9 protein-coding genes and 2 pseudogenes are annotated in these 13432 nt (G+C 36.1%); 8 read left to right on the top strand and 3 right to left on the bottom strand.

Translation table 11 applies throughout. The features are described from left to right. Positions 1–58: 58 nt before the first annotated feature. The 3 genes from AAFX60_014390 to AAFX60_014380 are packed head-to-tail and all read left to right on the top strand — an operon-like array spanning position 59 to position 4814. A complete protein-coding gene (locus AAFX60_014390; GenBank protein ID XDF79616.1) occupies positions 59–2242 on the top strand; it encodes a TonB-dependent receptor plug domain-containing protein in 2184 nt (727 codons plus the stop codon). Positions 2243–2244: 2 nt separating this feature from the next. After that, complete coding sequence (locus AAFX60_014385) at positions 2245–2826, top strand: YfiR family protein (protein XDF79615.1); 582 nt, start codon at positions 2245–2247, stop codon at positions 2824–2826. Beyond that, on the top strand, positions 2823–4814 hold the full coding sequence (locus AAFX60_014380; GenBank protein ID XDF79614.1) for a diguanylate cyclase: 1992 nt from the start codon (positions 2823–2825) through the stop codon (positions 4812–4814). Before AAFX60_014385 ends, AAFX60_014380 begins: the two co-directional genes overlap by 4 nt. On the opposite strand, the gene AAFX60_014375 is transcribed toward AAFX60_014380, so the two are convergent. Continuing rightward, entirely contained in the window at positions 4795–6096 is a 1302-nt protein-coding gene (locus tag AAFX60_014375) for a diguanylate cyclase (protein ID XDF79613.1), read from the bottom strand. The two genes, AAFX60_014380 and AAFX60_014375, sit on opposite strands and share 20 nt — an antisense overlap. Positions 6097–6336: 240 nt before the next feature. Between AAFX60_014375 and AAFX60_014370 the strand changes: the two genes are divergently transcribed. Together AAFX60_014370 and AAFX60_014365 are read left to right on the top strand one after the other, a co-directional pair. Beyond that, positions 6337–6867: a DUF2975 domain-containing protein gene (locus AAFX60_014370; GenBank protein XDF79612.1), complete on the top strand. Its 531-nt coding sequence runs from the start codon at positions 6337–6339 to the stop codon at positions 6865–6867. An 11-nt stretch (positions 6868–6878) separates the two neighbouring features. Beyond that, entirely contained in the window at positions 6879–7088 is a 210-nt protein-coding gene (locus AAFX60_014365) for a helix-turn-helix transcriptional regulator (protein ID XDF79611.1), read from the top strand. Positions 7089–7151: 63 nt separating this feature from the next. On the opposite strand, the gene AAFX60_014360 is transcribed toward AAFX60_014365, so the two are convergent. Continuing rightward, positions 7152–8051, bottom strand: coding sequence for a LysR family transcriptional regulator (locus AAFX60_014360; protein XDF80176.1), 900 nt, complete (start codon positions 8049–8051; stop codon positions 7152–7154). A gap of 165 nt (positions 8052–8216) precedes the next feature. Here AAFX60_014360 and AAFX60_014355 point away from each other — a divergent pair, with 165 nt between their 5' ends. Together AAFX60_014355 and AAFX60_014350 are read left to right on the top strand one after the other, a co-directional pair. Next, on the top strand, positions 8217–8936 hold the full coding sequence (locus AAFX60_014355; GenBank protein ID XDF79610.1) for an SDR family oxidoreductase: 720 nt from the start codon (positions 8217–8219) through the stop codon (positions 8934–8936). 487 nt (positions 8937–9423) lie between these two features. Beyond that, positions 9424–11048, top strand: a pseudogene (locus AAFX60_014350) (methyl-accepting chemotaxis protein). Positions 11049–11147: 99 nt separating this feature from the next. Here the strand turns inward: AAFX60_014350 and AAFX60_014345 are convergent. Continuing rightward, on the bottom strand, positions 11148–11564 hold the full coding sequence (locus AAFX60_014345) for a VF530 family DNA-binding protein (GenBank protein ID XDF79609.1): 417 nt from the start codon (positions 11562–11564) through the stop codon (positions 11148–11150). Positions 11565–11895: 331 nt separating this feature from the next. Here AAFX60_014345 and uhpT point away from each other — a divergent pair. Continuing rightward, positions 11896–13289, top strand: a pseudogene (gene uhpT / locus AAFX60_014340) (hexose-6-phosphate:phosphate antiporter). Positions 13290–13432: the final 143 nt, after the last annotated feature.

Genomic DNA, 13432 nt, shown 5'->3' with positions numbered 1-13432 from the left:
GGGTATTCACTTAATACCTTATATTTATTTCAGTTATATTTGGTGTTAATTCAATATCATGTCGATGCTATCTCGTGCTCCATTTTTGTATGCTTTATGTATCTTTGTGTCTTCACCCGTTATCGCAAACATAGATAATAAATTTGATGATCTTGATGCATTACTCAATATGCCACTTGAATCGCTAGCCGATACGAAAGTAGTCACAGCAACCAAAACATCACTTAGTCTGTCAGATGTTCCAGCTTCTGTTCATGTAATCACCTCCAAAGAAATAGAACGTTCTAGTGCCCGTTCTATTGCCGATGTATTAATTCTTGCTCCTGGGCTTCATGTTGCCAAATTTTCCGATTACGACTGGACCGTTTCAGCTCGCAGTAAAAACCAAGGTGAAAATAATACGCTTTTAGTCATGATAGATGGCCGAAGTGCCGTTAACCCAATGTACTCTGGTGTTAACTGGGATACTTTACCTGTCAGCCTAGATAGTATTGACCGTATTGAAGTGGTCTTAGGCCCTGTAGGTACAATGTGGGGAGGAAACGCGGTTAATGGTGTCATAAATATCATTACAAAAGATGCAGAAAGCGCACCTAAAGCACAATTAAGTGCTTCAACAGGTAATTTTGACTACAAAGAGTTTAAAGCTCACCACAGCGGTCAAATTAGCGAAAACACGCATTTATCTGGCTATATTGAATCATTACAACACTCACCGTTTACTGATACTGATGAACATTTTAAAGAGCTTAGACACCTAAAAGTATTAACCGAACGTTTTGGGATGCGCGCTGATTACCAAAACTTACAAAATACGGTTTCTGTTCAGTTTGGCGGGATCCAGTCTCGTGAAGATTATCAGTGGCTAACTTATACTCCTGCTTTTCTTGATCCTACGACACATAAAAATGACTATGATGTGTTTTTAACTGAAATGAACTCACAAGAGTTATTTGCAGGTTTCCAATACCTTCACGAAAAACTAAACGGTAACCAATGGGAAAACCAACTATGGGTTACTCATAGTGAATCTGATAGCACCAATGAACCAGCAAGTTTTACTCGCATTGATCTTGATACTCGTTACACCTTTAATACTCAAGATTGGGGAATATTAACACTTGGTGCAAATGCTCGTATTATTGATGAAGAATACGCTCAATTCTCTGAAAAAGAGCAGTACTTCTCACCTTATATTCGCACCATTGATGATCATAAGTTCTTAAACCAAAGCTATGGTTTTTATGCAAACTGGGCTGTTGATGTAACTGATTCAACAGAAATCACACTAGGCAATCGTATTCAATATGCCAATATCACTGAAGAGTGGTACTCACAACCTCAAGTTCGCGCATTACAAAAATTAACGGACAACCAACGTTTATGGATGGGTTGGGGTCGAGCAGTCATTACACCTTCTCGTTTAGAGCTAGATACACAGTTTCAAGAAAACAGTTATTGCAGTAGTTGTGCTTATACCGTCAATCCTGATGGTAGTGTAAATTATTATGACTACATGATGTCCTATCATTATTTAGGTAATCGTGATTTAGAAATGGAATCTGTCGATACGTATGAAATTGGTTACCGTTATTGGCAAGATAATCAATTCCAAGTAAGTCTAAGTCTATTCTATAGTCAACATGATAATGTTAGAGCTTATAAAGGCCTAGGAGGAAATCGATACTTTACACCTGATAGCTCTCAGCATTCTAGCGGCACAATTATTGATGATATGTTTGCTCAATTAGTTGACCCTCTCTCCCAAGAAACCATGGGAGGAGAGGTGAGTATCCAATGGCAACCAATCGATGTCTTGCAAATCAATGCCAATTACAGCTATAAGACAATCGAGGGAGATTGTAACGGCTCTATCTGCGGTTCAAATGAATTGCCTATTTTAGATCTAGAAAATACGCCTCATCACTATGCCACACTGCACGTGATGTGGGATATTCATCCAACAGTTTGGGTTTCATCAGTAGTGAATTATGTTTCAGCATCAGAACCTGACGAAGCATTAATTCAAGCATATCAATCTTATGGTGACGATTATACGATCTGGCCAGAAGTCGTTACGGTTGATATGTCGATTAATTGGCAACATAAACCAACATGGCCAAGCATAAAATTAAGTGCTGAGAACCTAGGTAGTGACCAATTAAAAGAATACCCAGAGCAATTTGGGCCATTTGCAAATGGTACTCAATACTATGCTGAATTAAGTTGGAATTTTATATAGCCATGTTCAAAAAACAAGCACAGGCAAACTCACCCACACCATTATTTTATGGGCTATGCTCTAAAGTAATAGGCTGCCTGCTGCTTTTACTTATAAGTTTTAATCTCAAAGCTAACGATAACAACATTCAAGATCATAATTTGAAAGCGGTTTATTTATTTCGTTTTGCTTTTTTAACCTCTTGGGGTGAGTTCGCCCCAAGCAATAAACAATTTAATTTCTGCAGTGAATTAGATCTAGATGTCAGTAATACATTACAAGCATTGATAACCAAAAAACCAACACAAGCTAACTATATTCCCTATTCATCCGTAAAAGATCTCGAACGAGAAACATGCCATGTCATTTATCTCTCGACTCAAGACCCTAGCATTATCAATACATTTAAAATCTCGCAACCACACGCACTGTTAATCGGTGATGGCCAGCCGTTTATTACAGCAGGTGGAATGATTGCTTTCATTAAAGTAAATAATAGAATTAAACCTTTGATCAGTTTACATAATATTAAGCCAACAGAGCTTTCTCTTCGTTCACAATTATTATCTGTATCTGAAATAACAACCAATGAGGAGTCATTATGATACTTCAATGGTTCAGCGCTTTGCCGTTACGTAAAAAAGTCATCTACCCTATTTGGACATTACTGACCCTTAGTACAATGATTCTAGGGGCAAGTGTTGCTCATTTTATGGGAGTAACTCATAGTGCTAATTTATACACTCGTACATCTATTCTCGCTCAAGGTATTGCCAGCAATCTATCTGGTGCGTTGATCTTTAATGATCAACAAACAGGTTTGGATCAAATGAATGCACTTTCCTTTGATCCTGAAGTAATCGCTGCTCGAGTTGAGCATATTAATAGCGAACCTTTCGCCAAATTAGATAACTTACCTGAAAACTGTTCATGGCTCGAACGAGATATCCAATGTTCACACTCCGTCTTTTTTGCAATTACACACCCAATAACATTAGATAATGAACACCTTGGTAATCTGACTGTATGGGCCTCAAAAGACAGCATGTTTGAACAACGCAATCAGATTTTAACCATTTTCTTAATTACTACGGTTATCTTCTCACTTTTAGCGTTATTCTTTGCACACAGAGTACACCGATTAATTGCCACGCCTTTATTGTCCATATTTAATTCAATGCAAACAGTTATCAAAAAAGGGGTAACAGAACAAAGGCTGCATATTGTTCATCCTGACGAAATTGGAAAGCTCACTCATTGCTTTAATGAAATGCTTGATAACTTAAGTCAACGTGACTCTCAATTAACACTGGCGTTTCAAAGACTTGAAGATAAAACTCATTACATTAATCAAGTGTTAGATTCACTTGATCAAGGACTATTAGTTGTCTCCCCTAATAAAAAAGTAATTTATCATAATCCAGCAGCTCGTTTATTGTTGCCTCAAATTCAGCTAAATAATGATGAAATGACGTCTCTTAATCAGCAGCATATTGAAAATTTATTGTCTGATTTTGAACCAATCAACCGATTAACTCTACTTCGTGAATGCATCGAAATGCATCAGCGATTAGAACCAACAACCCTTCGCCACCAAGGAACAGGACAGCAATATCAAATATCGACTTATCCGATTGCTGGTGAAAATAATTCATTAGTACATATAGAAGATATCAGTCAACGTTATCTCATTGAGCAACGTCAACGAATGGCTGAAATGATTTTTGACCAAAATCCAAGTTCAGTGATTGTTGTAACAAAAAAAATGGTAATAGAGACTAAAAATAATGCCTTTATTCAAACATTTGGAAACATCACCAATTTAGATCAGCTGCATTTACGTCAGCCTATCGAGCTCAATACATCGGTATTAAAACAAGTGTTAAAAGTAGGTTATTTAAAACTTCAAACAGACGTTACAAGTCAGTTTTTTTCAAGAAAGCACGGTAACAAATCACATTGGTTACCTTGTTTATTAACCATTAAATTAATCAAAAATGGCGATAATAAAGTAGAGTCATTTGTAATATCACTAAATGACCAAACTCAAGTAAAAGAGCTTCAGCGCCTTAACTTTGAAGCCAACCATGATGGCTTAACACAATTAGCTAACCGTCAAAATGCTTATAAACAACTACTTAATGCACATAAAAAACAGAAATCCGTTTATCTAATCTTCCTCGATTTAGATGGTTTTAAAGCGGTAAATGATACTTATGGGCATCAATGTGGTGACGATTTATTGAAAATCATTTCACAACGTTTGACCAATAATGTTTTTGAAAACGATCTTGTCGCTCGTCTATCTGGTGATGAGTTTTTACTTGGTTTGTACTTAACAAATCCGAGGGTAGCGACTCAAGAAATTAATGCTATTTTGCAGCGTATCTTAAATGCAATTAGCTACCCTATTCATATTAATGGAGCCACTCCTTATGTGTCAGCAAGTATTGGAGCATACTACTGGTCTGGTAACGATCAGACGCCATTAGAAGAGGCTTTAGAAAAAGCTGATAAGGCCATGTACCAAGCTAAACTTTCAGGAAAAAATCGTTACCATATAGCAAAAGAAATCAATCCGTTTCTCGTTTAAGCATAATAGGGGCAAACTCTTTATATGAGTTGCCTTTATCTTTTTTGGCCTCATACATGGCGATGTCAGCAAACTTTATTAGCTCTTCGCCATCAATGCTGTCATCAGGATAAATAGCAACACCGACACTAGGGGAAATAGATAGAGATTCACTGCCAATATTTACGGGAAACTTAAACTGCTCTAATAATTTCGAGGTAAGCTTTTTCACCCCAGAGCATTGAGCTATACCTTGACCAATAACTAAAAACTCATCCCCACCAAGACGGAATACATTATCACGACATCTCACAGTCTCAGTTAATAGTTGAGCCGTTTTCTTTAAAACCTCATCACCCACATCATGACCTAATGTGTCATTAATCTCTTTAAACTTATTTAAATCAAGAAAATACACGGCGACTTTCGTATTAGTTTTTGCAGCTTGATGAAGCGCTGCTTGTAATTCAGTATTAACCATACTGCGGTTTTTAAGCCCTGTAAGCTCATCATGATGCGCTTTGTAAGTCAGCGCTTCTGTTTTTTCATGAACAACTTCATTCATTTGGTAAAAAGCTGATAATAACTTACCCATTTCATTTTTCTCGACGATATCCGCAATATCAAGCTTATGGCCTTTTTGCATTTTCTTCGTACTAAATAGCAATAATTTTAATGGGTCAAACAGATTACGTTTCATAAAGAAAATAGAACCAATTGCCAAAAAGATTAAAAAGAGGATTTGCATCTTAATTAATGTAACAAGTTGACTGCGATTCTCTTTAAAGTCACCTTTTCTTTGCTCAAGTAGCAATAATTCAATATTAGTAAATTGGTTTAAATCTTCTCTTAAATCATCCATATAAGCTTTACCTTTATCTTCTTTGACAAGAGATAACGCTTTAGGCAATTGATCTTGTTGCACTAAATCAATAGTGGTCGCTAACTCTTCAAATTTAAGAGTCATTGATTTTTCAATGTATTTAAGAGCCTCTTGTTGTTTTTGATTGTCTTTTGTCAACGCTTGCAAAGTAGACAATAACTGCTTGGAATCAGCGATTCCTGTGTAGTATGGTTGCAAATAGTGAATCTCTTGGGTCAATAAAAACCCTCTTTGACCCGTTTCTGCGTCTTTCATACTGCTCAACAATCTTTCAGACTTTGTAATAACATTATGAGTATGAATTACCCATGCAAGCTTCTCTTCTCCATAAGATTCAAGCTTAAATGTCAAAGCAGAACTCGCAATAGCCACAGAAAACAATACCAACAAAAATAAAATCAGTTTTAATCGAACACTCATACAACACCGAAACATATAATTAACAATCCTTTGTGTTGTATACTAACAATTATTGATAAAATTACTAATAAATACTTAAAAAATGAGTGATTCAATCAAGAAATTAAGAACAGAAAAATTAAAGCTGCAACGTTTACAAAGTAAATAACGATAAAAACTTATCGCAAAACGATAAATAATTATTGTTATTTATTTTAGATAGGCATATATTCTCATCACACACACTGAATGAGAAATAACATGAATAATTTAAATAACATCCAATCTTTTAGTTCAAAACTGCTTATCGTTTTTGGATTTGCTTTTGTTGCTTTACCATTAATGGATACCGTCCTTTGGTTTGCTTCAACTCTTTATAACTCACAATCATTCCAGAGTACTTTTCCTGTTGAAGTTACTCTTCCACTCTCTTTTTCACGTTCTATGTTAGGTTACCTGCCAAGTATGCTACCAACACTATTAAGCTGTGCGATTCTATGGCAGTTAATTCTTTTATTTCGTTTATACAAAAAAGGGCAAGTGTTTACCCTTGATAACACCATCAGATATCGTAAAATCGCTAACATCTTAATTATGATGCCATTTGTTCAAGTGTTATCCGATATACTTCTTAGTATCGCACTCTCTTATACTGAAGATAATGTGGAAGGAGGCTTTAACATTTCAGACAGCGAAATCAGTATGTTAGTTATTGGTTTAATCGTGCGAGTTATCGCAAAAGTAATGGAAGAAGCAAGCCTTATTCGTGAAGAGCAAGAACTCACAATCTAGAGACAATATATATGCCTATCGTTGTAAATCTCGATATCATGCTAGCCAAGCGGAAAATGCGCTCAAATCAGTTGGCTCAATTAATTGGTATCACGGAACAGAATTTATCTGTACTAAAAAATAGCAGAGCAAAGGCAATAAAGTTCTCAACCTTAGAAGCCATTTGCAAACATTTAGAATGCCAACCTGCGGATATTTTAGAATATCAAGCAGAAGAATAAGACTATCCAACAATAAAACGCCATGATTCACTCAAGTGTGCTTCATGGCGATTGTAATTATGTTTAAGTAAATAAAGAATCTGAATACTGTTTCACAAAATCAATAAATGTCCTTATTCTCTTAGGCTGATAACGATCTCGGTGATAAATCGCAGAAAAATCAACGGTTGGAATTCCCCACTCTTCAAATACTTGCACAAGCTTTTTATCATCTAATTCTTGCTGACAATAAATCAGTGGAACTCGAATAATTCCATTTCCTGCGATAGCACCAGCAACCAATACTCGTCCATTTTTACACTGTAAATTTCCTTTAATCGAAACATCATAATGTTCTTTATTAACTAAAGATTGGAAATGCCATTTACGAACAGAACCTGTTAAACAATGGTGTTGCTGCAATTCTTTAGGATGTGAAGGACGACCATATTGTTGTAAATACTTTGGACTGGCTAATGTTCCCATCTCAATATCAAGTAATTTCTTCGCAACAAAACCGGAATCCTCAAGACTGCCCATACGAAAAGCAATATCAAACTCTTCTTCAATTAAATCCACTCGATTACTACTAAAATCTAAACTGATAGATACATCTGGGTACTGCTGCATAAAGGCATTAACGATATCAGCCAGAAATACCTCACCTAAATAACCACCCACACAGTTTATTTTTATCTCCCCTTGCACCTTTTCAACATCATCCACAGCAGAAAGCAGAGCTTGATCTATAGTATGAAGAGCTTGTTCACATTGATGATAAAAATGCTTACCCGCTTCCGTTAAACGTAGCGTTCGAGTTGTACGAATTAATAACGTCACGCCCATTTGTTTCTCTAGGCTACTTATTTGGCGCGACACATGGGAACGAGAGACGTCGAGAGTTTCCGCCGCCTTAGTAAAATTCCCTAAGCGAGCAATAAGAACAAACGAGCGGATATCGGTAAGGTTAATGCGATTGATCATCATAGTTAACTCTGTAGTAATTGACATCTTATTGTTGCAGTACAGCAACAGAGTTTCAAGTAAATAGCTATATATCAACAATAAGAGTCGCAGTAATATACATCCATCGCAACGAAACAGGGGTTTAAATCCCGTTGCTTATTGAATTTATTGAGGAAATAGAAGATGAAAAAATTAGTTGTTATTACAGGTGCAAGTTCTGGTATTGGTGAGGCAATCGCTCGTCGTTTAAGCGATGAAGGTCATCCTCTACTTCTTCTTGCTCGTCGTATTGATCGCCTTGAAGCACTTAACCTACCAAACTCTTTATCAGTAAAAGTAGACGTAACAGACAAAGCCTCTTTTGAAGCTGCTATTGCTCAGGGCGAAGCAAAGTTTGGTCCTGTTGACGCTATCGTAAATAACGCTGGTGCAATGCTTCTTGGTCAAATTGACACTCAAGATGCACAAGAGTGGAAAACCATGTTTGATGTTAACGTTCTTGGTCTTCTTAATGGTATGCAAGCAGTTCTTGCACCTATGATGGAACGTAACAGCGGTACTATCATTAACATCAGCTCTATTGCTGGTAAGAAAACATTCCCTAACCATGCAGCTTACTGTGGTACTAAATTTGCGGTTCACGCTATCTCTGAAAACGTGCGTGAAGAAGTAGCGTTATCAAACGTTCGTGTAACAACAATTGCACCGGGAGCGGTTGAGACTGAACTTCTATCTCATACGTCTTCTCAAGAAATTAAAGATGGCTACGGTGAGTGGAAAGAAAGCATGGGTGGCGTGCTAGCTGCTGACGACATTGCTCGTGCAGTATCTTTTGCTTACCAACAACCTCAAAACGTTTGTATTCGTGAAATTGCATTAGCACCAACTAAACAGCAACCATAAGAAATCTCTACATAGGTAAAATTAAAACCTTTTCAATATCGTATTTTAGCTTTTAAGATGGCTAAAATACGATACTTATCCCCGCCACAAAACATTCAAAAAATATATATTAAAAATAAAAACACTCCCATCCTAAAATACCACTTCTTTATATCTAAACTTTTTATTATAAAACACCGCTCCATAATTAATAACAAAAGAAAAAACAAATATATAAACAACATTTAAATATATTTAAATCAACAAAAAACAAAAATATCAAAATAACTAACCGCTTAATAAATATTGTATTAAAATCGCATTAACCATAGTGCAAGCATATGTTTATGCTTCGATTATTCGGAGAAAAAACCACAATTATAAGTACGCTATATATAAATATAAAATAACAATATATAAGTCAATTAAAAATAACTATTCGATATAATTAAAACATGTATTTAAACATAATTAATAAGTATATGTTTAAAGGATAAAAGGAAAACACATGAACAAATTGACAAACTTACCAACAAAATGGTTAATGTTAATAGCGTTTTTAACTACATTTATCTCATTTAGTACTATATTTTTATCTGTAAGCAACTCAAATTCGGACATTAAGAAAAATTCAGCATCCGTTGAACACACCTATAACGTACTACTCAATATTGAAGATACCATACAGCAAGTAGTCAATATGGAAACCGGATACAGAGGTTTTCTATTAACAAATAATGCTGGTTTCTTAGCGCCTTATGAATCAGGAAGCAAAAAAGTTAAAGAGGCGCTAAATACCTTATTAACATTAACCTCTGATAACCCCGTACAAACTGATACGTTTAATCAAGTCGTTAAACAATTGGACTTGTGGCAAAGCCAAGTAATAAACAAAGGAATGGATATCAGAAAAAATGGGGATAATGAAGATGTTTCAATATTTGTTAACCAAGCAACAGGTAAACAATATGTAGATAAAATTCGTTTATTACTTCAAGAAGCCTCATCACGAGAAGACAGTTTATTAATAATAAGAAGCACTGAGCAAGAAGAATCACTACAAGGTTTAGTGACAATTACATTAACACTGACTCTTATCGGTTGTCTTATTTCAATGATTCTTTTTTCTTTTATTAATAACACCTTAAATAAGAACATTAAAGAAATGTCTTCAGCCATTGCTCTTTTATCTAAAGGAGAGCTAAGAACTATCCCTATTTCACCATCAAGAAATGAATTCTATCAAATCAAACAAACCTTCAATCAGTCGATTAAAAATCTATCTACTTTAATTGAAGAGCTCAGAACATCGTCTACAAATACAAGTTCTGCCTCTGAAGAATTAACAGTTGTAATGAAAACACAGCTCAAAATACCAAACTAGAACTAGAACAAGTAGAAGCAATTTCAACAGCCATTAGTGAATTATCGAGCACATCAAAAGAAGTGTCTTCTAATGCAGTTCAAGCTGAAGAAGAAGCGAATAAAGCAATAAGTAACGTACAACAAGGGAATAAAACATTAGAGCAATCTATTTTATTAACCCAAAATATTAATACTTCAGTTCAAGAAACTGCTCATATGATTGAGGAGCTAAAGAATAATGCGATTAACATCGGTGAAGTTACTAATGTAATTAGCTCTATCTCTGAGCAGACAAATTTACTCGCATTAAATGCTGCTATTGAAGCGGCACGAGCAGGTGAACAAGGACGCGGCTTTGCAGTTGTTGCGGATGAAGTTCGTAACCTAGCTGCCAAAACCCAAGAGTCGACTAAAAACATTCAAGAAATAATTTCTACGCTTCAAGAGCAATCTGAAAAAGTAAATGAAAATATGGTTGCGAATGTTGCGTCGATTCAAGAATCTGTTGCTCTATCAGAAGAAGTAAAAACATCATTTAGTGATATTTCTCTTTCTGTTCAAGCTATCTCCGAGATGAATACTTTAGTTGCAACAGCTTCACAAGAGCAGTACTTTGTAACTGAAGATATCGCTAAAAATACAAGCAAAACCTTTGATTTAGTAAATGAAAATGTTGCGGCAGTAAACCAAACACAACAAGCGGCTCATGAGCTTGCTTCATTAGCAGAAAAACAAAACCAAGAGCTGTCTTTTTTTCAAACAAACTAAACAATTAAAAGACAGGTAAAATAAAAGCCAAGTAAATCAATTACTTGGCTTTTTTATTTTGTTCAAACTAAAGAGTCACATCAATTAATGACCTATCTCTTATCGGCGATAGTTACCACCACGATTAGAAGTACGAGCTTTATGCGCTGATGCCGCTTTTGCTTGTGATTTCAAAATCGAATCAACCGTCAATTCCATTGGCTCTTTTGGTTCAAGACCATGCGGGAATGTACGAGCACGTGGCGGTTTGTCATATTCAAGATTAGATGCACGAGGCATACGCTTAAAACGGTATAGGTAAAAGTTTTCTAACTTCTCTCTTGCCCATTCTGTTTTCTTTAGGTATTTAACACTACTTGCAATTGATGGGTTCGTATTAAAACAGTTCAAACGCATTGCTGTATCTAGAATTTCCCAACCGTAAAAATCAACCAACTCTTGTAGCAAGGTTTCTAACTTAAGACCGTGTAATGGGTTGTTTTGTTGCAGTTCAATTCTTTCTTCATCAGTCATCATAACGAGTTCCTAAGTATCGGTTGTTCAAACAGGGTGAATAGGCGGCGAATTATACAGAGTTATCACTCAAAATATAGTATAAAGCAAAGGAAATCACGCCTATATTAGATGTTCTAACCCTTTACTACTTTTTCAAGCAATCATACACAATGTGAGCCTTTTCACGCTTTCTATATCCCTCATCAATTTCTAGGAATTTTTCCTAGTTATTCTAAGACCCTCTCTCATGCGGTCGCTTTTTAGACTCCTTACTATTCTCCTGTCAAATAACAAAGAGAGTATGGAGCACATGACTCCGTGCATATCCTTATAGATTATAAGAGAGTTCACAATGTTAAAGTTCTTAGATCAGGTTAGAAAACCAACATTAGATCTTCCGGTAGAAGTACGAAGAAAAATGTGGTTTAAACCTTTCCTACAATCTTACCTAGTTGTATTTATTGGTTATTTAACCATGTATCTGATCCGTAAAAACTTCAATGTCGCACAAAACGACATGATTTCAACTTATGGATTATCAATGACTGACTTAGGTCTGATTGGTCTTGGCTTTTCAATTACTTATGGTATTGGTAAAACCGTTGTGTCTTACTATGCGATGGTAAAAACACCAAACAATTCTTGCCTTTCATGCTTATTCTTTCTGGTTTAGCTATGCTAGGTTTTAGCTTCAGTATGGGTGGCGGCAGCGCAAGTCTATTCATGATGGTCGCTTTCTATGCGTTAAGTGGTTTTTTCCAAAGTACAGGTGGTCCTTCAAGTTACTCAACCATCACTAAATGGACGCCTCGTAATAAACGTGGTTCATATTTAGGTCTTTGGAATATGTCACATAACGTTGGTGGTGCAGGTGCTGCTGGTGTTGCTCTATTTGGTGCAAACTACCTATTTGATGGCAACGTTATTGGTATGTTCGTATTCCCATCTATCATTGCAATCATTGTTGGCTTTATTGGTATGCGCTTTGGTAGTGACTCACCAGAAGCTTACGGCCTAGGTAAAGTTGAAGAACTTTTTGATGAAGAGATCAGTGAAGAAGATACTGCTGCTGAAGAAAATCAAATGACGAAAAAAGAGATCTTTGTTGAGTATGTACTTAAAAACAAAGTGATCTGGTTACTCTGCTTTGCAAATATTTTCTTATACATTGTTCGTATTGGTATCGATCAATGGTCTACCGTATACGCTTACCAAGAATTAGGTCTATCAAAAGAAGCCGCTATTTCTGGCTTTACTCTATTTGAAGTTGGCGCTCTTGTTGGCACATTAATGTGGGGTTATTTATCTGATCTTGCTAACGGTCGTCGTGCTTTGGTTGCTTGTGTATCTCTTGGTTTAATCATTGTGTCACTAGAGTTTTACCAACACGCTACCAGTGAGTTCATGTACCTTACTTCTCTATTTGTACTTGGTTTCTTAGTGTTTGGTCCTCAATTATTAATTGGTGTTGCTGCGGTTGGTTTTGTTCCTAAAAAAGCCATCAGTGTTGCCGATGGTGTGAAAGGTACTTTTGCTTACTTAATTGGTGACAGCTTTGCAAAACTAGGCCTTGGTATGATTGCAGATGGTACTCCTATCTTTGGCTTAACCGGTTGGAAAGGCACATTTGCAGCGTTAGATACCTCTGCTGCAATCTGTATTTTCTTACTTGTGTTTGTCGCTATCGCCGAAGAGAAGAAAATCCGTCACGCTAAAAAAATGCACCTAGCTGCAAAACAAGCGTAATACTTCCGCGCGCTTTACCTAGCTAAAGCGCGCGGGATCATACCAATAGGGCTCTCAATTCAGTATCATTACCCCACCTTATATTTATATTCTTATCGCTCCTATTGGGGCTATTTTGCTTTTCACTCCCAATTTTGGTTACT

Origin of the sequence: Aliivibrio fischeri, from assembly GCA_038993745.2 — a bacterium.
GTDB lineage: Bacteria > Pseudomonadota > Gammaproteobacteria > Enterobacterales > Vibrionaceae > Aliivibrio > Aliivibrio fischeri_B.
The sequence above is the reverse complement of the archived record's forward strand: the minus strand, read 5'-3'. Positions and strand labels throughout refer to the sequence as shown.

Excerpts from the sequence above, each read along its gene's own strand:
- AAFX60_014355 (XDF79610.1), top strand. The coding sequence starts at position 8,217 with ATGAAAAAATTAGTTGTTATTACAGGTGCAAGTTCTGGTATTGGTGAG.
- AAFX60_014390 (XDF79616.1), top strand. The coding sequence starts at position 59 with ATGTCGATGCTATCTCGTGCTCCATTTTTGTATGCTTTATGTATCTTT.
- AAFX60_014375 (XDF79613.1), bottom strand. The coding sequence starts at position 6,096 with ATGAGTGTTCGATTAAAACTGATTTTATTTTTGTTGGTATTGTTTTCT.
- AAFX60_014360 (XDF80176.1), bottom strand. The coding sequence starts at position 8,051 with ATGATCAATCGCATTAACCTTACCGATATCCGCTCGTTTGTTCTTATT.
- AAFX60_014345 (XDF79609.1), bottom strand. The coding sequence starts at position 11,564 with ATGATGACTGATGAAGAAAGAATTGAACTGCAACAAAACAACCCATTA.
- AAFX60_014370 (XDF79612.1), top strand. The coding sequence starts at position 6,337 with ATGAATAATTTAAATAACATCCAATCTTTTAGTTCAAAACTGCTTATC.
- AAFX60_014380 (XDF79614.1), top strand. The coding sequence starts at position 2,823 with ATGATACTTCAATGGTTCAGCGCTTTGCCGTTACGTAAAAAAGTCATC.
- AAFX60_014385 (XDF79615.1), top strand. The coding sequence starts at position 2,245 with ATGTTCAAAAAACAAGCACAGGCAAACTCACCCACACCATTATTTTAT.
- AAFX60_014365 (XDF79611.1), top strand. The coding sequence starts at position 6,879 with ATGCCTATCGTTGTAAATCTCGATATCATGCTAGCCAAGCGGAAAATG.